At 74.2% G+C, this 21,015-nt stretch carries 20 protein-coding genes; 12 read left to right on the top strand and 8 right to left on the bottom strand.

Annotation, left to right across the window (positions count from 1 at the left end; all coding sequences use genetic code 11):
• Positions 1-51: 51 nt before the first annotated feature.
• The 10 genes from AC6CH9_RS06325 to AC6CH9_RS06280 all read left to right on the top strand — a co-directional run bounded on the left by AC6CH9_RS06325 (position 52) and on the right by AC6CH9_RS06280 (position 9,365).
• The gene (locus tag AC6CH9_RS06325; RefSeq protein ID WP_498154160.1) at positions 52-1,686 is read left to right on the top strand and encodes an ABC transporter ATP-binding protein; all 1,635 of its coding nucleotides are present in this window, start codon (positions 52-54) and stop codon (positions 1,684-1,686) included.
• 11 nt (positions 1,687-1,697) lie between these two features.
• On the top strand, positions 1,698-2,999 hold the full coding sequence (locus AC6CH9_RS06320; protein WP_498154428.1) for an ABC transporter permease: 1,302 nt from the start codon (positions 1,698-1,700) through the stop codon (positions 2,997-2,999).
• Positions 2,996-4,291 (top strand): ABC transporter permease, encoded by a 1,296-nt coding sequence (locus tag AC6CH9_RS06315; protein WP_498154159.1) that lies wholly within the window; start codon positions 2,996-2,998, stop codon positions 4,289-4,291. The genes AC6CH9_RS06320 and AC6CH9_RS06315 overlap by 4 nt, the downstream gene beginning before the upstream one ends.
• 13 nt (positions 4,292-4,304) lie before the next feature.
• Positions 4,305-4,778 carry a cytidine deaminase gene (locus AC6CH9_RS06310; RefSeq protein WP_498154158.1) on the top strand — a complete coding sequence of 158 codons (474 nt, stop codon included), beginning with the start codon at positions 4,305-4,307 and terminating at the stop codon, positions 4,776-4,778.
• Entirely contained in the window at positions 4,775-6,184 is a 1,410-nt protein-coding gene (locus AC6CH9_RS06305) for a thymidine phosphorylase (protein WP_498154157.1), read from the top strand. Before AC6CH9_RS06310 ends, AC6CH9_RS06305 begins: the two co-directional genes overlap by 4 nt.
• A 2-nt stretch (positions 6,185-6,186) precedes the next feature.
• Positions 6,187-6,594, top strand: coding sequence for a YidH family protein (locus AC6CH9_RS06300; RefSeq protein WP_498154156.1), 408 nt, complete (start codon positions 6,187-6,189; stop codon positions 6,592-6,594).
• On the top strand, positions 6,591-6,935 hold the full coding sequence (locus AC6CH9_RS06295) for a DUF202 domain-containing protein (RefSeq protein WP_498154155.1): 345 nt from the start codon (positions 6,591-6,593) through the stop codon (positions 6,933-6,935). The genes AC6CH9_RS06300 and AC6CH9_RS06295 overlap by 4 nt, the downstream gene beginning before the upstream one ends.
• Positions 6,932-7,846, top strand: a complete 915-nt coding sequence (locus AC6CH9_RS06290; RefSeq protein ID WP_498154154.1) for a hypothetical protein — start codon at positions 6,932-6,934, stop codon at positions 7,844-7,846. Before AC6CH9_RS06295 ends, AC6CH9_RS06290 begins: the two co-directional genes overlap by 4 nt.
• A gap of 86 nt (positions 7,847-7,932) precedes the next feature.
• Positions 7,933-8,172, top strand: a complete 240-nt coding sequence (locus AC6CH9_RS06285; protein WP_498154153.1) for a hypothetical protein — start codon at positions 7,933-7,935, stop codon at positions 8,170-8,172.
• 62 nt (positions 8,173-8,234) lie between these two features.
• Positions 8,235-9,365 carry an adenosine deaminase gene (locus AC6CH9_RS06280; RefSeq protein WP_498154152.1) on the top strand — a complete coding sequence of 377 codons (1,131 nt, stop codon included), beginning with the start codon at positions 8,235-8,237 and terminating at the stop codon, positions 9,363-9,365.
• A gap of 88 nt (positions 9,366-9,453) precedes the next feature.
• On the opposite strand, the gene AC6CH9_RS06275 is transcribed toward AC6CH9_RS06280, so the two are convergent.
• Genes AC6CH9_RS06275 through deoC form a run of 3 tightly spaced genes read right to left on the bottom strand, consistent with a single transcriptional unit; the run spans position 9,454 to position 12,941 of the window.
• Positions 9,454-10,389, bottom strand: coding sequence for an aldehyde dehydrogenase family protein (locus tag AC6CH9_RS06275; RefSeq protein ID WP_498154151.1), 936 nt, complete (start codon positions 10,387-10,389; stop codon positions 9,454-9,456).
• Positions 10,389-11,861, bottom strand: a complete 1,473-nt coding sequence (locus AC6CH9_RS06270) for an aldehyde dehydrogenase family protein (RefSeq protein WP_426311323.1) — start codon at positions 11,859-11,861, stop codon at positions 10,389-10,391. Before AC6CH9_RS06270 ends, AC6CH9_RS06275 begins: the two co-directional genes overlap by 1 nt.
• An 18-nt stretch (positions 11,862-11,879) precedes the next feature.
• Positions 11,880-12,941 (bottom strand): deoxyribose-phosphate aldolase, encoded by a 1,062-nt coding sequence (deoC, locus tag AC6CH9_RS06265; RefSeq protein ID WP_498154150.1) that lies wholly within the window; start codon positions 12,939-12,941, stop codon positions 11,880-11,882.
• Between the two features lie 72 nt (positions 12,942-13,013).
• On the opposite strand from deoC, the gene AC6CH9_RS06260 reads away from it, so the two are divergent.
• Positions 13,014-13,253 (top strand): hypothetical protein, encoded by a 240-nt coding sequence (locus tag AC6CH9_RS06260; RefSeq protein ID WP_498154149.1) that lies wholly within the window; start codon positions 13,014-13,016, stop codon positions 13,251-13,253.
• A 3-nt stretch (positions 13,254-13,256) separates the two neighbouring features.
• On the opposite strand, the gene AC6CH9_RS06255 is transcribed toward AC6CH9_RS06260, so the two are convergent.
• Positions 13,257-15,101 (bottom strand): phospho-sugar mutase, encoded by a 1,845-nt coding sequence (locus AC6CH9_RS06255; RefSeq protein WP_498154148.1) that lies wholly within the window; start codon positions 15,099-15,101, stop codon positions 13,257-13,259.
• A 1-nt stretch (position 15,102) separates the two neighbouring features.
• The gene (locus AC6CH9_RS06250) at positions 15,103-15,954 is read right to left on the bottom strand and encodes a purine-nucleoside phosphorylase (RefSeq protein ID WP_498154147.1); all 852 of its coding nucleotides are present in this window, start codon (positions 15,952-15,954) and stop codon (positions 15,103-15,105) included.
• A gap of 119 nt (positions 15,955-16,073) precedes the next feature.
• On the opposite strand from AC6CH9_RS06250, the gene AC6CH9_RS06245 reads away from it, so the two are divergent.
• Positions 16,074-17,525 carry an NAD(P)H-quinone dehydrogenase gene (locus AC6CH9_RS06245; protein WP_498154146.1) on the top strand — a complete coding sequence of 484 codons (1,452 nt, stop codon included), beginning with the start codon at positions 16,074-16,076 and terminating at the stop codon, positions 17,523-17,525.
• Positions 17,526-17,553: 28 nt separating this feature from the next.
• Here the strand turns inward: AC6CH9_RS06245 and AC6CH9_RS06240 are convergent, their stop codons facing one another.
• The 3 genes from AC6CH9_RS06240 to AC6CH9_RS06230 form a co-directional block, all read right to left on the bottom strand.
• A complete protein-coding gene (locus AC6CH9_RS06240) occupies positions 17,554-18,147 on the bottom strand; it encodes a hypothetical protein (protein WP_498154145.1) in 594 nt (197 codons plus the stop codon).
• A 1-nt stretch (position 18,148) separates the two neighbouring features.
• A complete protein-coding gene (locus tag AC6CH9_RS06235; protein ID WP_047233494.1) occupies positions 18,149-18,622 on the bottom strand; it encodes a hypothetical protein in 474 nt (157 codons plus the stop codon).
• 87 nt (positions 18,623-18,709) lie between these two features.
• On the bottom strand, positions 18,710-20,821 hold the full coding sequence (locus AC6CH9_RS06230; RefSeq protein ID WP_498154144.1) for an endonuclease/exonuclease/phosphatase family protein: 2,112 nt from the start codon (positions 20,819-20,821) through the stop codon (positions 18,710-18,712).
• Positions 20,822-21,015 lie beyond the last annotated feature (194 nt).

Below are 21,015 nucleotides of genomic sequence, written 5' to 3'. Positions count from 1 at the left end.
GCGACGGAAGTACGGTTCGATGGAGTTCCCTGTTCTGAGAGAGGCCGCCCGGTGAAGCTGGAGCTGCGCGGGATCACGAAGGTGTTCGGGTCCCTGGTCGCGAACGACCACATCGACCTGGTGATCGAGCCAGGCGAGATCCACGCCCTGCTGGGCGAGAACGGTGCGGGCAAGAGCACGCTCATGAACGTGCTGTACGGCCTGTACGACCCGGACGACGGCGAGATCCTCGTCGACGACCAGCCGGTCGCGTTCACCGGCCCCGGCGACGCCATGGCAGCAGGGATCGGGATGGTGCACCAGCACTTCATGCTCGTCCCGGTGTTCTCGGTGGCGGAGAACGTCGCGCTCGGGCACGAGCCGGTGAAGGGGGCCGGTCTCATCGACGCCCGGCGCGCGCGCCGGCTGGTCCAGGAGATCTCCGACCGCTTCGGGTTCGAGGTCGACCCGGACGCGATGGTCGAGGACATCCCGGTCGGCGTGCAGCAGCGCGTCGAGATCATCAAGGCGCTCTCGCGCGACGCGCGCGTGCTCATCCTCGACGAGCCGACCGCGGTCCTGACCCCGCAGGAGACCGACGAGCTCATCGCGATCATGCGCCAGCTCAAGGCCGCGGGGACCTCGATCGTCTTCATCACGCACAAGCTGCGCGAGGTCCGCGCCGTGGCGGACCGCATCACGGTCATCCGCCGCGGGAAGGTCGTGGGGACCGCGGACCCGAGCGCGAGCGAGACCGAGCTCGCGTCGCTCATGGTCGGCCGGTCCGTCTCGCTCGGCGTGGAGAAGGCGCCCGCCGAGCCAGGCGACGCGACGTTCCGGGTCACCGACCTCACGGTCATGGACGACCTCGACACCGCGGTCGTCGACCGCGTCAGCCTCGACGTCGCGCGCGGCGAGATCCTCGTCCTCGCGGGCGTCCAGGGCAACGGGCAGACCGAGCTCACCGAGACGATCGTGGGCCTGCGCCGGCCCGTGGCCGGCTCCATCACGCTCGACGGCAAGGAGCTCGTCGGCCGCGGGGTGTCGGACGTCCTCGCCGCCGGTGTCGGGTACGTGCCGGAGGACCGGAGCACGGACGGCATCGTCGGGACGTTCTCCGTCGAGGAGAACCTCGTCCTCGACCTCTTCGACCGTCCCCCCTACTCGCGCGGCGGCGCGCTCAACCGGGCCGCGATCCGCGACAACGCCGAGCAGCGAGTGGTCGAGTTCGACGTCCGCACCCAGACGGTCGAGGTGCCCGCCGGGAACCTCTCGGGCGGCAACCAGCAGAAGGTCGTCCTCGCGCGCGAGATGTCGCGCCCGCTGCGCCTGCTCATCGCGTCGCAGCCGACGCGCGGGCTCGACGTCGGGTCGATCGAGTTCGTCCACAAGCGCGTCGTCGAGGAGCGCGACAACGGCACCCCGGTGATCATCGTCTCGACCGAGCTCGACGAGGTGCTCGCCCTCGCGGACCGGATCGCCGTGATGTATCGCGGACGCATCGTCGGCGTTGTCCCGGGCGACACGGACCGCGACGTGCTGGGTCTCATGATGGCGGGGGTCCCGCTCGACGAGGCCGTCGCGCAGGCGGCCGAGCACCGTACCACCCTCGGCGAGGCCGACATCGAGGCGGGAGACGCGCCGTCGAGCGCCGGGGTCGACGTCGACCTGGCCGACGCCGACGCCCGCGAGGAGGAGATCCAGTGACCCAGCAGGCCATGCCCGACGACGCGGCGGCCGTCCCGCCGACGCCCGCGCCGCCGAGCGACACCACGAAGCCCCGGCCGCCGGCCGGAGCGAGCGTCCTGCGCGAGATGCTCGAGAGCAGCTGGCTCGTCTCGCTGCTCGCGATCGTCGCGGCCCTCGTCCTCGGCGGCGTGCTCATCGCGGCGGCCGACCCGGAGGTCCAGGAGGCCGCGACCTACTTCTTCGCGCGGCCCGCGGACTTCTTCGAGGCCGTCTGGAACGCCGTGTTCGGCGCCTACAGCGCGCTCTTCCAGGGCTCCGTCATCAACTTCCAGGCGCCCGACCTCCAGCGGGCCCTCCGCCCGCTGACCGAGACCATGACGGTCTCGACCCCGCTCATCCTCGCGGGCCTCGGCCTCGGCATCGGGTTCCGCGCGGGCCTGTTCAACATCGGTGCGCAGGGCCAGATCATCCTGGGCGGCATCTTCGCCGGGTTCATCGGTTTCACGTTCTCCCTCCCTCCCGGCCTGCACCTGCTGCTGGCGGTCCTCGGCGCCGCGCTCGGCGGGGCGATCTGGGCGAGCATCGCGGGTGTGCTCAAGGCCCGGACGGGCGCGCACGAGGTGATCGTCACGATCATGCTCAACAACATCGCGGTCTACCTCGTGGCGTACCTGCTCACGACGCCCGCGTTCCAGCGCCCGGGCAGCAGCAACCCGATCAGCCCGCCCATCCCGGGCTCGGCCACGTTCCCGCTGCTGCTCGGCGAGGGCTTCCGCCTGCACCTCGGCTTCGTGCTCGCCCTGCTCGCGGCCGTGGGCGTGTGGTGGCTCATGGAGCGCTCGACGCTCGGCTTCCGCTTCCGCGCGGTCGGCGAGAACCCGCACGCGGCGCGCACCGCGGGCATCTCCGTGGCGTGGGTGACCGTGTGGGTCATGGCCATCGCCGGTGCGCTCGCCGGCCTCGGGGGCGCCGCGCAGGTGCTCGGCACCGAGAAGGTCCTCACCGCGGGCATCGCCGCGAGCTTCGGGTTCGACGCGATCACCGTGGCGCTCCTCGGCCGCTCCCGGCCGCTCGGCACCGTCCTCGCCGGTCTGCTCTTCGGTGCGCTCCGCGCGGGCGGCTTCGCGATGCAGGCACGCACCGGGACGCCGATCGACATCGTGCTCGTCGTGCAGTCCCTCATCGTGCTCTTCATCGCCGCCCCGCCGCTCGTGCGGGCGATCTTCCGCCTGCCCACCCCGGGCGGCCCGACGCGCGCCGAGCGGCACGCCGCGAGACGGCGCGCGAAGGCGGCCACGACCACCCCGACGACGCAGGAGGCCGGAGCATGAGCACCGCGACCACCACCCCGGCGCCGGCCGCCGCGCCGGAGCGCGCGGCCAAGCCGCTCCCGCCGATCAGCTGGAAGGCCCCCGTCGCGTACGCGGTCATCGGGCTGCTGTCGCTCGTCTTCTTCGCCCTGCTCCCCGCCGGGGAGCAGCAGACGACGTTCCGCCTCTCGACGGCGAACGACTTCTTCCAGATCGAGCCGATCACGGTCAGCTCGACGGGAGCGGCCCTGTTCCTGTCGATCCTCGCGCTCCTGCTCGCAGGGCTGTCCTTCTGGGCGGCGCGCGACCGGCGCAAGGTGGGCGTCTGGCTCCCCATCGTGTTCGGCGTCGCCGTGGTCTTCGCCTTCCTGAGCTGGGCGGGGGCGGGCAAGTCCGCGATCCCGCTCACGGGGCTGCTGCAGGGGTCGCTGTTCCTGGCGGTCCCGCTCGTGTTCGGCGCGCTCTCGGGCGTGCTGTGCGAGCGCGTCGGCATCATCAACATCGCGATCGAGGGCCAGCTCCTCGCCGGGGCGTTCCTCGCCGCGGTCGTCGCGTCGCTGACGTCGTCCGCGTACGCCGGCCTCATCGCGGCCCCGATCGCGGGTGCCCTCGTGGGCGTGCTGCTCGTGATCTTCTCGGTGAAGTACTGGGTGAACCAGATCATCGTCGGCGTCGTGCTCAACGTGCTCGTCGTGGGCGTGACGAGCTACCTGTACTCCACGGTGCTCACCGAGGACCCGGGCACGTGGAACACGCGGACCCCGCTCCCCGTGATCGAGATCCCGGTGCTGTCGCAGATCCCCGTCGTGGGGCCGGTGCTCTTCCGCCAGACGTTGCTCGTCTACATCATGTACGTCGTCGTGATCCTGCTCCAGGTCTTCCTCTTCCGGAGCCGGTGGGGCCTGCGCCTGCGCGCGGTCGGCGAGCACCCCAAGGCCGCCGACACCGTGGGCATCAAGGTCAACGCGACCCGCGTGCGCAACACGATCCTCGGCGGGGCGGTCGCAGGCCTCGGCGGCGCGTTCTTCACGGTCGCGGCGGGGCTCGCGTTCGGCAAGGAGATGACGGGCGGCAAGGGCTTCATCGCCCTCGCGGCCATGATCCTCGGGCGGTGGAACCCGGTCGGCGCGCTCGTCGCAGCTCTCCTGTTCGGGTTCTCGGACAACCTCCAGACGGTGCTCGGCATCGTCGGCACGCCGATCCCGAGCCAGATCATGCTCATGACGCCGTACGTCGTGACGATCTTCGCCGTCGCGGGCCTCGTCGGGCGCGTGCGCCCGCCGGCCGCCGAGGGCATCCCCTACGTGAAGTGAGGCCACGGTGCCGATGACAGACCTGCCGCACGTGCACGACGCCGAGCCCCGGCCGGGTGAGGGGACGGACCAGGGGGGGACCGCCGTCGGGCCGTCCGTCGACTGGGACGGCCTGCGCGACGCCGCACGCGAGATCATGACCCGCGCGTACGCCCCCTACTCGGGATTCCCCGTGGGCGCCGCCGCGCTCGTGGACGACGGGCGCGTCGTCGTCGGGTGCAACGTCGAGAACGCCGCGTACGGCGTGACGCTGTGCGCCGAGTGCTCGCTCGTGAGCTCGCTCGTCGGGACCGGCGGGGGTCGCCTCGTGGCGTTCGCGTGCGTCGACCGGCACGGGGCCACGTTGATGCCGTGCGGGCGCTGCCGACAGCTCCTGTGGGAGCACGGAGGCCCCGACCTGCTGGTCGACACCGTGCGTGGTATCAAGACGATGAGGGACGTGCTGCCCGACGCCTTCGGGCCCGAGGATCTGGAGGAGCGGTCGTGACCAGCGACGACGTGACCCCGCAGGGTGGCGGGACCGAGGACCAGGACGCGACGGCGGAGGCGCCCGTCGGGGACGGTGGCGACGCCGGGGGAGCGGACAGCGAGGGGCCGGCTCCCGAGCCGTTCGACGCCGTCGACGTCATCCGGACGAAGCGCGACGGTGCGCGGCTCGACGCGGCCCAGATCGACTGGGTGATCGACGCCTACACGCGCGGCGTCGTGGCCGAGGAGCAGATGGCCGCGCTCGCGATGGCGATCTACCTCAACGGCATGGACCGGACCGAGATCGGCCGCTGGACGCAGGCGATGATCGCCTCGGGCGAGCGGATGGACTTCTCGGGGCTCTCTCGGCCGACCGCGGACAAGCACTCGACCGGGGGCGTGGGGGACAAGATCACGCTCCCGCTCGCGCCGCTCGTCGCGGTGTACGGCGTCGCGGTGCCGCAGCTCTCCGGGCGCGGACTCGGGCACACGGGCGGCACGCTCGACAAGCTCGAGGCGATCCCGGGCTGGCGCGCGTCGCTCACGAACGCGCAGATGATGAACGCGCTCGAGCATGTCGGCGCGGTGATCTGCCAGGCGGGCTCCGGCCTCGCGCCCGCAGACCGGCTCCTGTACGCGCTGCGCGACGTCACGGGAACGGTCGAGTCCATCCCGCTCATCGCGAGCTCGATCATGAGCAAGAAGATCGCGGAAGGCACCGGGGCCCTGGTGCTCGACGTCAAGGTCGGGTCCGGCGCGTTCATGAAGGAGCTGGGCTCGGCGCGCGAGCTCGCGCGGACCATGGTCGACCTCGGGACCGACGCCGGCGTGCGCACGGTCGCGCTGCTCACCGACATGTCGACGCCGCTCGGCCTCACCGCGGGCAACGCGCTCGAGGTGCGCGAGTCCGTCGAGGTGATGAAGGGTGCGGGGCCGCAGGACGTCGTCGACCTCACGGTCGCCCTCGCGCTCGAGATGCTCGCCGGAGCGGGCCGGCCGCAGGACGAGGAGGACGTGCGGCACGCGCTCGTCGGCGGGCGCGCGCTCGACAAGTGGCGCGAGATGATCGCCGAGCAGGGCGGCGACTCGCGGGCCCCGCTGCCGGTGGCGCGCGAGCGGGAGCACGTCGTCGCCGACCGCGACGGCGTGCTCGAGCGGCTCGACGCATACGCCGTCGGGGTCGCCGCGTGGCGCCTGGGCGCGGGCCGTGCGCGCAAGGAGGACCCGGTGCAGGCGGGCGCGGGCGTCGAGCTGTTCGCCAAGCCGGGGGACCCGGTGCGCAAGGGGCAGCACCTCATGACGCTGCACACCGACACGCCCGAGCGCTTCGAGCGGGCCGTGCAGGCGCTCGAGGGGGCGTGGGCGATCGCAGACCCGGGGACCGTCGTCGAGCGCCGGCCCGTCGTCCTGGACCGCGTCGACTGAGCGTGGCATCGGACGAGCCGAGCGCCGACGAGCCGGCGGACACGCGTCGGCCGCGCTCCGTGTACGGGGTCGGCACCGAGCCCGACGCGCGGTTCAGCCTCGCCAACGAGCGCACCGCGCTCGCGTGGGTGCGCACCGGCCTCGGCCTCGTCGCCGGGGGCGTCGCACTGACGTCCTTCGCGACGTTCGCCGACATGCCGGGCGTGCTCGACGTCGTCGCCGGCGTCGCGTGCCTCGTAGGCGCCGGGTTCGCGGGGTACGCGCTGGTCTCCTGGCGCCGCAACGAGCGCGCGCTCCGCCTGCGCCGGCGGCTGCCCGCCCCGAGCGGGCTGCCCGTGCTCGTGGTGGGGGTCGTGGTCCTGGCGCTGCTGCTCGCGGGGTACGCCGTGGGATCGGCGACCGGTCCGTGAGCCTGCCGACCGGGGAGGGGCCCACGCCGGTCCGGGACGAGGGCATGCAGCCGGAGCGCACGGCGCTCGCGTGGCAGCGGACGGTGCTCGGGGTGGTCGTCGGGTCGCTCGTCCTCGCCGCCGCCGGTCTCCGCTCCGGGTCCACGGTGACCGTGTGCGCGGCGGTCGCCGTCGGCGTGCTGGCGCTCGTCCCCGCCGTGCTCCGGCCACCGACCGGCGGGCTGCCCGGGAGCGGCCGTCTGTACTCGTGGTCGTTCCTCGTGCGCGTCGCGAGCCTCGTTGTCGTCCTGGCCCTCGTGGGCGCTGTCTGGGCGCTCGGCCGGGCGCTGGGAGCGGCATGAACGTCCCCGGCGCGCTCGGCGCGCTCCGGGTCACCGACCTCGCGCGGCTCGTGCCCGCCCGGGCGGTGCCGGGACCACCGCCCGCCGCCCTCTACCGGCCCGACGGCGGCACGGAGCACGCGCTCGACCTCGCCCGTCGCGCGGGCCACCCCGTCTCGCGGGTGCGTGCCCTCGCCACGACCCTCGGTGCGCTCGACCCGAGGACCCGGCGTGTCGTCGTCGACCCGCTGGGCCGTGCCGCCCCCGAGGCGTCACGCGACCGCCGGGTCCGACCGCTCGAGCTCGGCGGAGATCCCGCGCGCCAGACCGACGCGACGACGTGCGGCTCGGCGGTGCTCGGGCTGCTCGCCGCTGCCGGCGACCCGGTGCTCGCCCTGTGGCTCGCCACGGGCCTGCGCCCCGGGGACGACCCGCGGCCTGGCGGCCGGTCCTGGTCGGGCGGTGCGGCACGGTTCGGGGAGCTTCAGCAGGCGGTGAAGCGGCGCACCAACCATGCCGCCCTCGGCCCGCTGCCGTGGCCCGCGTCCCTCGGGACGCCGCCGTGGGGCGCCGCGCGGACCGCGCGCTACGCGGACGTGCGCTACGACGAGCGTGTCGTCACGAGCGCCGGAGGTGACAGGAGCCCCGTGGTCCGGGCTGCTCTCGTCGCGGCGGCGCGCGGTGTGCCGGTACCGCTGTTCACGGGCGGCGACCTCGCCCTCGGGTTCGCGACCGCCGTGCCGCGCCACGTCGTGCTGCTCACCGACGCCGACGCGCAGGCGCGGCGCTGCCGGGTCTACGAGCCGTCGTCGGGCACCGTGCACGACCTGGACGCGGTACACCTGCTCGAGGGCGCCCGCTCACCCGCGGTGCGGCATGCGCTCGGAGGCTGGCCGCACGTCTGCTGGGCCCTCCTCCCGGCCGGACGGTAGGGCTGGCGAGCCCCCGCGCGCGGCGCGACGATGGACGTGGCCGCCACGTCCGTGGAACGTGCCGAGTCGTCAGGTGAGGAGTCGCGATGAGCACCGTGCCCGGGAACGACGCGTGGCGGGACGCCGGCCTCGTCGAGCAGGACGACGAGGTCGTGAGCCTGGCCGAGGAGTCGGAGGACGACGGCCCCGGCGTCGACGACGCCGAGCACGAGGGCGACGAGTACCGTCCGCGCACCGCGCGACCGGACCTCGAGGGCGAGGCGAACGAGGCCGACGTCGTCGAGCAGGCGTCCGCCGTGCCGGGCGAGGAGGACGACTACGCCTGACCGGCCGGGCCGGTGCGACCGCTCGGCGCGAGCGCAGGCGTACCGGCCGGTACCGTGAGCGCATGACCACCGAGAACGCCCCCCTGACGGTCGACGTCATCCGCTCGCTGCCCAAGGTCGTGCTGCACGACCACCTCGACGGTGGGCTCCGCCCCGCCACGATCCTCGAGCTCGCCGCCGACGTCGGGCACCAGCTCCCCGCGGGCGACGCCGAGTCGCTCGGCGCCTGGTTCGCCGAGTCCGCAGACTCCGGCTCGCTCGTGCGCTACCTCGAGACGTTCGACCACACCATCGCGGTCATGCAGACCCCCGCGGCGCTGGCCCGCGTGGCGCGCGAGGCGGTGCTCGACCTCGCGCGCGACGGCGTCGTGTACGCCGAGCAGCGCTGGGCGCCCGAGCAGCACCTCCAGCGCGGGCTGACGCTCCAGGAGACCGTCGACGCCGTCCAGTCCGGCATCGAGCAGGGCGTCGCCGAGGCCGCCGCCGAGGGCCGGACCATCCGCGTCGGGCAGCTCGTCACCGCGATGCGCCACGCGGACCGGTGGCAGGAGATCGCCGAGCTCGCCGTCGCGAACCGCGCGAACGGCGTCGTCGGGTTCGACATCGCCGGTGCCGAGGACGGGTTCCCGCCCTCGCGCCACGCGGAGATCTGGCGCTACCTCGCCGACCAGAACTTCCCCGTCACCATCCACGCGGGCGAGGCCGCCGGCCCGGAGTCGATCGCCCAGGCCGTGCACCTCGGGCAGGCGAGCCGCATCGGCCACGGCGTGCGCATCGTCGAGGACATCACGTTCGATCCCGAGTTCCCGCACAGCGCCGAGGGCGAGTCCGGGACGGCCGCGCTCGGCCTCCTCGCGCACTGGGTGCGCGACCACCAGATCCCGCTCGAGCTGTGCCCGTCCTCCAACGTGCAGACCGGGGCGGCCACGTCGATCGCGGCACACCCGATCACGCGCCTCAAGGAGCTCGACTTCGCGGTCACGCTCAACACCGACAACCGGCTCATGTCGCGCACGACCATGACGCAGGAGATGGCGCTGCTCGTCGAGCACGCCGGGTGGACGATCGACGACCTCGCGGACGTGACGATGAACGCCGCGTGGAGCGCGTTCGTCCACCACGACGAGCGCCGCGCGCTCGTCGACGACGTGATCCTCCCGGGCTACCAGGAGGTCCAGGGCGCGCAGCTCTGAGCAGACCGGCGGACCGGCCCGGTGGCCGCACATGACGGTGGTGCCGTGATCGACGCGATCACGGCACCACCGTCGTGCTCGGCGGCGGTCAGACGCCCTTGGGGTGCCAGACCGTCTTGGTCTCGGTGAACGCGAGGATGCGCTGGGGGCGAGGGGCCTCGGTCCAGTCGGGCTCGGCGTCGTCGCCGCGGCGTCCGACGGCGGGGCGCAGGACGCGCTTGACCGAGTCGGCCGCGGCGGCCTCCAGATCGCCCCACACGACGCCCTCGGCGCCGACGGCGCCCGCGAGGTCGATCGCGTTGACGTCGAGGTGCGAGGCGAGCGGGGGAGCGAGCTCCTGGGTGAAGCCCGTGAGGACGTTCACGACGCCGCCCGGGACGTCCGACGTCGCGAGCACCTCGGACAGCGTGACGGCCGGGATCGGGCGCCCCTCGCTCGCGACGACGATCACGGCGTTGCCCGTGACGAGCGGCGGGACGATCGTCGAGACGAGGCCGAGCAGCGACGAGCGCTGCGGGGCGAGCACGACGACGACGCCCGTCGGCTCGGGCGAGGACAGGTTGAAGTACGGTCCGGCGACCGGGTTGGCCGAGCCGGCGACCTGCGCGACCTTGTCCGTCCAGCCCGCGTACCAGACCCAGCGGTCGATCGCCTCGGAGACCGCGACCTCGGCCTGACGCGCCGTGAGCCCCTCGCCCGCGACGACCTCGGCCACGAACTGCTCGCGGCGCCCCTCCAGCATCTCCGCGACGCGGTAGAGCACCTGGCCGCGGTTGTACGCCGTCGCGCCGGCCCACTTGGCCTGCGCCGCGCGGGCCGCGACGACGGCCTCGCGCGCGTCCTTGCGCGAGCCCTGGGCGACGTTCGCGAGGAACCGTCCCTTGGCGTCCGTCACCTCGTACGTGCGGCCCGACTCGCTGCGGGGGAACTTCCCGCCGACGTAGAGCTTGTACGTCTTGCGCACGCCCAGGCGCTCGGGCGCGGTGCGGGTCGCGCTGGTGGGCGCCTTCGTCGTGCGGGCCATCAGTAGGTGCTCCCCTCGATCAGGTAGGGCGCCAGGCCGTGCCGGCCGCCCTCGCGTCCGTAGCCCGACTCCTTGTAGCCGCCGAACGGGCTGGCCGGGTCGAACCGGTTGAAGGTGTTGGACCACACGACGCCCGCGCGGAGCTGGTCGGCCATCCAGAGGATGCGCGACCCCTTCTCGGTCCAGATCCCGGCCGACAGGCCGTACGGGGTGTTGTTCGCCTTGGCCACGGCCTCGGCGGGCGTCCGGAACGTCAGGACGCTCAGCACCGGGCCGAAGATCTCCTCGCGCGCGATGCGGTGCGCGGCCGAGACGCCCGTGAAGAGCGTCGGGGCGAACCAGTACCCCGACGACGGCAGCTCGCAGTCGGGGCTCCAGCGCGTGGCGCCCTCGGCGGTGCCCGCGTCGGTGAGCTCGGTGATGCGCGCGAGCTGCTGCGGCGAGTTGATCGCGCCGACGTCGGTGTTCTTGTCCATCGGGTCGCCGACGCGCAGCGTCCCGAGGCGCGCCTTCAGGCGGTCCACGAGCTCCTCGGCGATCGACTCCTGCACGAGCAGGCGCGACCCGGCGCAGCACACCTGGCCCTGGTTGAAGAAGATGCCGTTGACGATGCCCTCGATCGCCTGGTCGATCGGCGCGTCGTCGAACACGATGTTCGCGGCCTTGCCGCCGAGCTCGAGCGTCGCGTGCTTGCGCGTGCCCGCGATCTCCTGGGCGATGCGCTTGCCGACCGGGGTGGAGCCCGTGAACGCGATCTTGTCGACGTCCGGGTGGTTGACCAGCGCTGAGCCGGTGGCGCGCGCGCCCGTGACGATGTTGACCACGCCGGCCGGCAGCTCGGCCTGGCGGAGGAGGTCCGCGAAGAGGAGCGCGGTGAGCGGCGTCGTCTCGGCGGGCTTGAGCACGACCGTGTTGCCCGTCGCGAGCGCCGGCGCGATCTTCCACGCGAGCATGAGCAGCGGGAAGTTCCACGGGATGACCTGGGCGGCGACGCCGTGCGGGCGCGGGTCGGGGCCGTAGCCTGCGTGCTCGAGCTTGTCCGCCCAGCCCGCGTAGTAGAAGAAGTGCGCGGCCGCCGTCGGGACGTCGACGTCGCGCGACTCGCGGATCGGCTTGCCGTTGTCGAGCGTCTCGAGCACCGCGAACTCGCGCGAGCGCTCGGCGAGCAGGCGCGCGATGCGGAACAGGTACTTGGCGCGCTCACGGCCCGGCATGGGGCCCCACACCTTCTCCTGCGCGCGGCGCGCGGCGCGGACGGCGCGGTCGACGTCCTCCTCGGTCGCCTCCGCGACCTCGGCGAGGACCTCCTCGGTGGCGGGGTTGACGGTCTTGAACGAGCCGGAGTCCGACGCCGGGGTGAACTCGCCGTCGATGAACAGGCCGTACGACGACGCGATGTCGACGACGGCGCGCGACTCCGGGGCCGGCGCGTACTCGAACGGCGAGCCGGCCGTGCTAGCTGTGGTGGTCATGGTGTCCTTCAGTCCGGCTCAGTCGACGGTCACGTAGTCGGGGCCCCAGTAGGTGCCGGTGGCGAGCTTGTTGCGCTGCATGAGCACGTCGTTGAGCAGCGACGACGCCCCGAACCGGAACCAGTCCGGGTCGAGCCAGTCGCCGCCCGCGGTCTCGTTGACCGCGACGAGGTACTTGATCGCGTCCTTCGACGTGCGGATGCCTCCGGCGGGCTTGACCCCGATCGGGACGCCCGTGAGCGCCCGGAAGTCGCGCACGGCCTCGAGCATGACGATCGTCACCGGGAGCGTCGCCGCGGGGGAGACCTTGCCGGTGCTCGTCTTGATGAAGTCGGCGCCCGCGAGCATCGCGAGCCACGAGGCGCGCCGCACGTTGTCGTACGTGGCGAGCTCGCCCGTCTCGAGGATGACCTTGAGGTGCGCATGGTGCCCGTTCGCGCGGCACTCCTCGCGCACGGCGACGATGTCCTCGTAGACCTGGGAGTAGCGCCCCGAGAGGAACGCGCCGCGGTCGATGACCATGTCGATCTCGTCCGCGCCGGCCTCGACGGCGTCACGCGTGTCCGCGAGGCGTACCGCGCGGCTCGCGCGACCCGACGGGAACGCGGTCGAGACGGCGGCGACCTTGACGCCCGTCCCGGCGAGCGCTTCCACGGCGACGGGCACGAGGTCGTTGTACACGCACACGGCGGCGGCCGACGGGCACGACGGGTCCGCGGGCTCGGGGCGCACCGCCTTCGCGGCGAGCGCGCGCACCTTGCCGGGCGTGTCCGCGCCCTCGAGCGTCGTGAGGTCGACCATCCGGATGATCGTGTCGAGCGCCCAGGCCTTGGACGTCGTCTTGATCGAGCGGGTGCCCAGGGCTGCCGCGCGGCCGTCGGCGCCCACCTTGTCCACCCCCGGCAGCCCGTGCAGGTAGCGGCGCCAGGCGGTGTCGTCGAGGAGGGCGGAACCTGTCACGGAGCGCGCGAGATCGGCGATCTCGGCAGCGGACCGGTCGGCCGAACCCGGGGTCGCCGGTGCCGTTCCGGTGCCCGCCCGGCCGGTCTCGGCGACCGACGTCGGTGTCGTTGTGCTCATCGCCCCAGGTTACCCGCCGGTACGCCTCGCGGCGGGCCGCGGGCCTGCTCGTCACCTGACAGCATGGGCTCCGTGACGACGAGCCTCGACCTGTTCCTCCGCGAGACGGTCGACGCACGCACGCGGGCCCGGATCCTTGCGTTCGCGCGCTCCGAGGCCGGCTACCTCGAGGTCCCGGGCGACGTGTACGGCGCCGACCTCTACCGCGAGGACCAGGTCGCGGTCGTCTGGGACGGCCTCCACCCGACGAGGGAGGAGCGCGTCCCGTGGGACGAGTTCATGCGTCGCGTCCTCGAGCTTCCCGAGCGCTGAGCCTCAGAGACCCAGAGCCCGCTGCATGTCCGCCTTCACGCGGTCGAGGCGGTCGCGTGCGGCGGCGCGGGCCGCCGTGAGGTCGTCGTGCGACGCGTCGGGGGCGACGGGGAGCACGACCTCGAGGTAGCACTTCACCTTCGGCTCGGTCCCGCTGGGGCGCACGATGACGCGCGTCCCGTCGGCGGTGAGGATCCGCACGCCGTCGGTGGGCGGCAGGCCGTCCAGCCCGGCGGACAGGTCGGCGACGTCCGCGACGCCTGCGCCCGCGAGCGTGCGCGGGGGAGCGGCGCGCAGGTGCGTCATCGTCTCGCCGATGCGGTCGAGGTCGGTGAACCGCGCGGAGAGCTGGTCGCTCACGTGGAGGCCGTGCTGGCGCGCCAGGTCGTCGAGCGCGTCGACGAGCGAGCGGCCCTCGGCCTTGAGGCGGTTCGCGAGCTGCGCGACGAGCAGCGCGGCGCTGATCCCGTCCTTGTCGCGCACGTGCGCGGGGTCGACGCAGTACCCGAGCGCCTCCTCGTAGCCGAAGACGAGCCCGTCGACCCGCGAGATCCACTTGAAGCCCGTGAGCGTCGTCGCGAAGCCGAGGCCGTGCGCGGCCGCGATCTTCCCGAGCAGCCGCGAGGACACGACCGAGCAGGCGAGCACCCCGCCGGCGGCGCCGGACGCCGCGACGCGCCGCGCGACGTCGTCGCCCAGCAGCGCGCCCACCTCGTCGCCGTGGAGCATGCGCCACCCGTTGGAGCGGGCGGTCTCCGCGCCCTGGTAGGTGCCGACGCGCGGGTCGAACACCGCGACGGCGCAGCGGTCGGCGTCGGGGTCGTTGGCGAGCACGACGTCGGCAGCGGAGTCCTGCGCGACGGCGAGCGCGAGGTCCATCGCGCCCGGCTCCTCCGGGTTGGGGAACGCGACGGACGGGAAGTCGGGGTTCGGGTCGAGCTGCTCCTCGACCGGGACCACGGTCGTGAAGCCCGCGTCCCGCAGCACGTGGGCGACGGTCTCGCCACCCACGCCGTGCAGCGCGGTGGTGACGACCTTGAGCCGGCGGGGGGCGCCGTCGGACAGCGCGAGGACTGAGCGGACGTACGCGTCGACGACGTCGCGGCCCAGGACGGTCCAGCCCTCGCTCGCGCGCGGGACCGACCGCGCCGGCCCGACGGCCGCGATCGCGGTGGCGATGCGCGCGTCGTACGGCGGCACGATCTGGGCGCCCTGCCCGGAGTCGGTGACGACACGCCCGCCGAGATAGACCTTGTACCCGTTGTCGGCGGGTGGGTTGTGGCTCGCGGTCACCATGACGCCCGCGTCCGCGCCGAGGTGGCGCACCGCGAACGCGAGCACCGGCGTCGGCAGGGCGGACGGAAGGACGAGCACGTCGAGCCCGGCCGCCGTGAGCACGGCCGCGCTGTCGACCGCGAAGGCGCGCGAGCGGTGCCGCGCGTCGAAGCCGACGACGACGCGCGGGCGGGCAGCGCCGCCGGCGCCCGCGGGGCCGAGCGTGTCGAGGAGGAACGCCCCGAGACCCGCCGCCGCGCGGATGACGACCGCGCGGTTCATGCGGTGGGGACCGGCGGCCATGCGGCCGCGCAGGCCCGCGGTGCCGAACTCCAGCGGCCCCGAGAACCGGTCCTGGAGCTCGGTGAGGGCCGCGACGCGCACGTCGTGCTGGCGCGGGTCCGGCGAGTCGGCGAGGTCGAGCAGGTGCCGCAGCTCGTCCTGGTCGCCCGTGTCGACGTCGTCGTCGATCCACGCGGCGACGCGCTCGAGGAACGCGCCGCGGTCGGTCCCGGGGTCGAACGTCGGGTCGTCGGCAGGGTCGGTGCGGTAGCCCGCGGTGCGGTCCGTCATGTCACACCAGCTTCGCGATGTCGGCCAGGAGGGCGCTGATCCGCGGTCCCGCGGCCTGGCCGGCCTCGATGACCTCGGCGTGGGAGAGCGGCGTCGGGCTGATCCCGGCGGCGAGGTTCGTCACGAGCGAGACGCCGAGCACCTCGAGGCCGCAGTGGCGGGCCGCGATGGCCTCGAGCGTCGTCGACATGCCGACCAGGTCGGCGCCGAGGATCCCGGCCATGCGCACCTCGGCCGGGGTCTCGTAGTGGGGTCCGGGGAACTGCGCGTACACGCCCTCGGGGAGGGTCGGGTCGACGCGGTGCGCGAGCTCGCGCAGGCGCGGCGAGTAGACGTCGGTGAGGTCGACGAACGTCGGTCCCTCGAGGGGGCTGCGGGCCGTGAGGTTGATGTGGTCGGCGAGCAGCACGGGCGTGCCCGCGCCCCAGTCCTGGTTGAGGCCGCCGCAGCCGTTCGTGAGGATGAGCGTCTCCGCGCCCGTCGCGGCCGCCGTGCGCACGCCGTGCACGACGGCGCGAACGCCCTTGCCCTCGTAGAGGTGCGTGCGCGAGCCGAGCACGAGCGCGTGCCGCACCGAGCCGTCCGCCCGCTCGACCCGGATCGACCTGGTCACCGAGAGGTGGCCCGCGACCGCAGGGGCGGAGAAGCCGGGGATCTCGTGCGTCGGGACCTCCGCGACGACCTCGCCCAGGAGCTCCGCGGCGCCGCCCCACCCCGAGCCGAGCACGAGGGCCATGTCGTGGCCGTCGACCCCCGTGGCCTGTGCGATGTGGTCGGCGGCGGCCCGCGCCACGAGGAACGGGTCGGTCGCGGGATCGTCGAGCGGGGGTGTGCTCGCAGGCGTCGTCGTCATGGTCGCAAGGCTAGTCCGTCCCCGGGCGCGCGACCCGACGAGGGGCGGCGCCGCCGCGCGGCCCTCACCGGCCCCGACGTCTCGCATGCTGACACCGCCGGACGCGACGGCCTGACAGAATGTCCGGCGTGACGCACGCGAGCATCGACCACCAGGCCACCCGCATCGTCGTCCTCGGAGGTGGGCCCGGAGGGTACGAGGCCGCTCTCGTCGCCCGCCGGCTCGGCGCCGACGTGACCGTCGTCGAGCGCCACGGCCTCGGCGGCGCGGCCGTGCTCACCGACGTCGTCCCCTCCAAGACCCTCATCGCGACCGCCGACTGGATGACGATCGCCGAGCGCGCCGCCGAGCTCGGGATCCGCCTGCCCGTCGACACGGCCAAGGCGCAGCACCCCGCGATGCGGCGCCACATCGTCGACCTCGAGGCCGTGAACACCCGCGTCATGGCGCTCGCGGCCGCGCAGTCGGCGGACATCCACGCGCGCCTCGAGCGCGAGGGCGTGCGCGTCGTCATCGGCGCGGGTCGCCTCGACGGCCCGGCGCGCGTCGTCGTCGACGCGCCCGACGGCGCGGACGGGCCCGTCGTGCTCGACGCCGACGTGATCCTCCTCGCGGTCGGCGCGACGCCGCGCGTCCTGCCGACGGCGCAGCCCGACGGCGAGCGCATCCTCACGTGGACCCAGCTCTACAACTTGTCCGAGCTCCCCGAGCGGCTGATCGTCGTGGGGTCGGGCGTCACCGGCGCCGAGTTCGCGGGCGCGTACAACGCGTTGGGCTCGGACGTCGTGCTCGTGTCGAGCCGCGACCGCGTGCTGCCCGGCGAGGACGCCGACGCGGCCGAGCTGCTCGAGGGCGTCTTCCGCTCGCGCGGCATGACGGTCATGTCGCGGTCGCGCGCCGAGTCCGCCGAGCGCACCGAGGACGGCGTGCGCGTCACCCTGTCCGACGGCCGCGTCGTCGAGGGCTCGCACGTCCTCATCGCCGTCGGCGCCATCCCGTCGACGAGCGGCATCGGGCTCGAGGAGGCCGGAGTCCGGCTCACGCCGAGCGGGCACGTCGAGGTGGACAAGGTGTCGCGCACGTCGGTGCGCGGCATCTACGCGGCAGGTGACTGCACCGGCGTCCTGCCGCTCGCGTCGGTCGCGGCGATGCAGGGCCGCGTCGCCATGTCGCACGCGCTCGGCGACGCCGTCGTGCCGATCAAGCTGCGGACGGTCGCGGCGAACATCTTCACCGCGCCCGAGATCGCGACCGTCGGGTACAGCGAGGAGCAGCTCAAGGCGCAGAGCAGCAAGTACGTCACGACGGTCCTGCCGCTCGCGCGCAACCCGCGCGCCAAGATGCTCGGCATGCGCGACGGATTCGTCAAGCTCTTCGCGCACCCCGAGGCGGGCGTCGTGCTCGGCGGCGTCGTCGTCGCGCCGCGCGCGAGCGAGCTCGTCTTCCCCATCACGCTCGCCGTGTCCCACCGGCTCACGGTCGACGACGTCGCGTCGGCCTTCACCGTCTACCCGTCGCTGTCGGGGTCCATCGCCGAGGTCGCGCGCATGCTGCACCACCGCGAGGACTGAGCGCGGCGGCTCCCCTCAGCCGAGCTCCTCAGCCGAGCATGTCGACGAGCCGCCGGGCGCTCGCGGCCGGGTCGTCCGCGCCCGTGAGGAAGGTGCGGTGCGCCAGACCGCGCGTCCCCACGTCGTCGTACCACTCGGCGAGGAAGTCGTGGCCGTCACGGACCCAGTCCGTGCCCTTCGACGCGACCGACCGCGCCCGCAGCACCGTCAGGGCGTGCTCGCGGTCGACGCCGGGCAGGACGAGGACGGTGTGCGGCACGGGCGCGAGCGCCGCACGGACGCGGTCCAGGCACGCCGGTTCCGTGTACGACGCGTGCCCTGCACCCAGCGCGAGCACCGCGCCGGGGTGGTCGGCGACCGCACGCTCGACGGCGTGCGCCCGCGCCGGCTCCCACTCGCGCTCCGCCGCGACCCGGCCGACCACCGCGATGCGCTCGACGAGCCGGTCGACGCTCCACCCGACCTCCGGGTAGTAGCGGTCGGCGACGGCGTCGAGGTCGACGAACGCGACCCCGAGCAGACCGGCCACGAGCTCGCCGAGCGTGGACTTGCCGGTGGCCGCAGGGCCGAGCAGGACGAGGAGCGGCGCGACGGCCCGGCCGTCCGCCCGCTGGCGCGACACCTCAGAGGCGGCCGTCCAGGCGCAGCGTCCCGTCCGCGAACGCGAGCTCGGTGAGCTGGAACCCCGGGAAGGTGTGCTCGAGCACGCCGCCGAGAAGGGCCTGCACGTCGACCGCGACCCGCGCGTCGGGGAGCACGCGCACCGCCTGGGGCGGCAGCCCGTGCGAACGCAGCGCGCCCTGGAGCGGGGCCTCGACGAAGCCGAGCAGCTTGTGCGCGGGCAGTCCGGCGGCGTTGGCCTCGACCGCGAGCACGGCGGTGCCCGCCACGACCGACTCGACGTGCAGCGTGGCCCGCACCACGGGGACCAGCCGGGCGGCGAGCTTGAGTGCCGACGGCGGGTCGGGCACCTCGCGCAGGTCGACGACGACCCGCACGTCGTCGCCCTCGCTCGTCACGGAGCGCACGTAGGGCGGTAGCCCGCCCGTCGCGCGCGCGATCTCGACAGCCTCGGTCACGGTCAGCTCGATGCGCACCCGCCGACCCTAACGCGGCCAGGTGAGAGCCGAGTCGCGCGAGGTAGAGCCGAGTCGCGCGGCCACGGGTCTACCGGACCGCGGGCGTCAGTCGCGCGCGCGGAGCTCGGCGAGCAGCGGACGGTGGTCGGAGGCGGTGACGTCGAGGACCTCGAAGGAGCGGAAGGTCACGACGTCGGAGCCGAAGACCCAGTCGATGCGATGGGCGGGCGCGACCGAGGGCGACGTGAGCGCGTCGGGGTCGCCGGCGGCGTCCTGACCGCTCTCGAGGCCCTGCTCCTCGAGGAAGGTGATCTCGTCCCAGCCGGGCTCGGCGTTGAGGTCTCCCGCGAGGACGTACGCGCCCTCCACGGGCTCGTCGGCGAGGAGCGTCTCGAGCTGGTCCAGGCGGGTCGGGGTGTTCTCCTCGCGGTGCTGGAGGTGCACCGACGTCACGCGCACGGGGACGCCCGCGGCGTCGAGCGTCGCGGAGATCGCGGAGCGCTCCTGCGGCCCGGCGCCGTACGGCAGGGCGTGGCGCACGACGTCGTCGAGGTCGCCGCGCAGCGGGTCCCAGAGGATCGCGTTGCCGAACTGCCGGTCGGCCGCGGGGACGAAGGCGACGCGCATCCCGGTCTCGCGCGCGAGGTAGGTCGCCATGTCCGCACCACCGCCGAGCACCCAGCCGCGAGACACCTCCTGCAGCGTGACGACGTCCGCGCCGGAGTCCTCGACGGTCGCGACCATCTCGTCGAGCCGGACCGACGGGTCGGCGCTCACGCCGTAGTGCAGGTTCCAGTCGAGCACGCGCAGCTCACCGACCGGGTAGTCGGCGACGGCCGACGTCGTCGTCGGTACGTGGACCTGCGTGATCCCGACGAGCGCGAGCACCGCGACCGCCCCGCCGAGTGCGAGAGCGGGGGCACCGAAGGCGTCGTCGGCGGACGTCGTGCCCGAGGCCGCGGTGTCGGTCGTGGACGCCGACGCACCTCGGGTGCGAAGTCCGGTGACGACCGCGGGCACGGCGAGCGCGAGCGCGGCGGCGACGGGGACGAGCGTGTGGGGGACGGGGAGCGGGACGTCGTACTCCAGCTGGTACCCGAGCAGGGGAACGGCGGCCGTGAGCCCGGCGACGCTGGCCGCGCCTGCGAGCCGCAGCCACGTGAGCGGGCGCGCGGCCTTCGTCAGGGCGAGGGCGAGCGTCCGCGCGGCCGCGGGGACCAGCAGCACGAGCAGCGCGAGGAGCGCCCAGCCGCCGACCGTCCCGGGACCGTCGAGGCGTGGCACCGCGAGGAACACCACCGCGACACCCGCGACGAGCACGGCGGGGGACAGCCACGGCGACCCGGGCCGGCTCGACCGGCCCGCCCACGGGACGAACCACGCGGCGAGCACCGCCGCGACGGCCAGGGCGGCGACGGCGAACGGCAGCGCGACGCCCGCCTGGGACGCGGCGAACGCCGGGTTGGCGAGCACCTGCACCGCGAGCGCGACGAACGGGCCGAGCACCCACAGGCCGCGCGCGCCCGGCCACGCGGCGCGGCCCCGCAGCACCCACGCGCACGCGACCGCGGCGCCGGCGACGGCGACCGTCACGACCCACGCCGCGACGTCGGACCGCCAGTAGGCGTCCCACGTGCCGAGGGCGGCGCTCACCGCCCCGGCGAGCAGGGCGCCGAGCACGACGCCGAGCGCGACCAGCGACCCGCGCGCGAGGCGCCCGTCCGGTCGGACTGGCGCAGCCTCGGGCGCGCCGTCGCTGCCGGGTGCGGGGTCGAGGTCCGTGCCGTCTCGGGTCGGAGTCCCGCTCGCGAACGCGGCCACGAGCACGAGCACGCCGATCCCGAGCGCGACGGTCGCGAGCCCGACGCCGTACCGCACGAGTCCGAGGTCCACGCCCGCGGAGATCGCCGCGCCGAGGCCCTGGAGCGCGAGGCGGGCCACGACGAGCGCGGCCACGGCGAGCAGCACGACCCTCCCCGTGAGCTCGAGGCGCGCCGCGATCATCACGACGAGGACGCCGGGGGCGGCGTACGTCGCGAGCGCCGTGAGGGCCACGGTGACGACGCCGGCGGAGAACGCGTGGTCGAGCAGCGGGCCGCTCGACCGGACGAGCTCGACGACGATCGCGGTGACGGTCACGACGAGCAGGAGCGGGACGAGGGTCGCGCGGTCGAACCGGGGAACGGGCCGGGCGGACGGGGGCTGCGCTGCGCTCACGAGGCACGACGCTACCGGGCGGGCGCTGTGATCCGCACCACACGAACGCGCCTTCCGTGCCAGACTGAGGGATCGGCTGCGACGGCGCGCCACCACCTCGGCGCGCGAGGAGGCGAGGACGTGGAGACGACCGCTGGGATCTCCCCGCACGCGCAGGGCGCCACGAGCGCCCCGACCGCGACGGACGGCGGGCA

Source organism: Cellulosimicrobium sp. GQ32, assembly GCF_059758455.1.
This window is presented reverse-complemented; position numbering and strand designations above follow the sequence as displayed.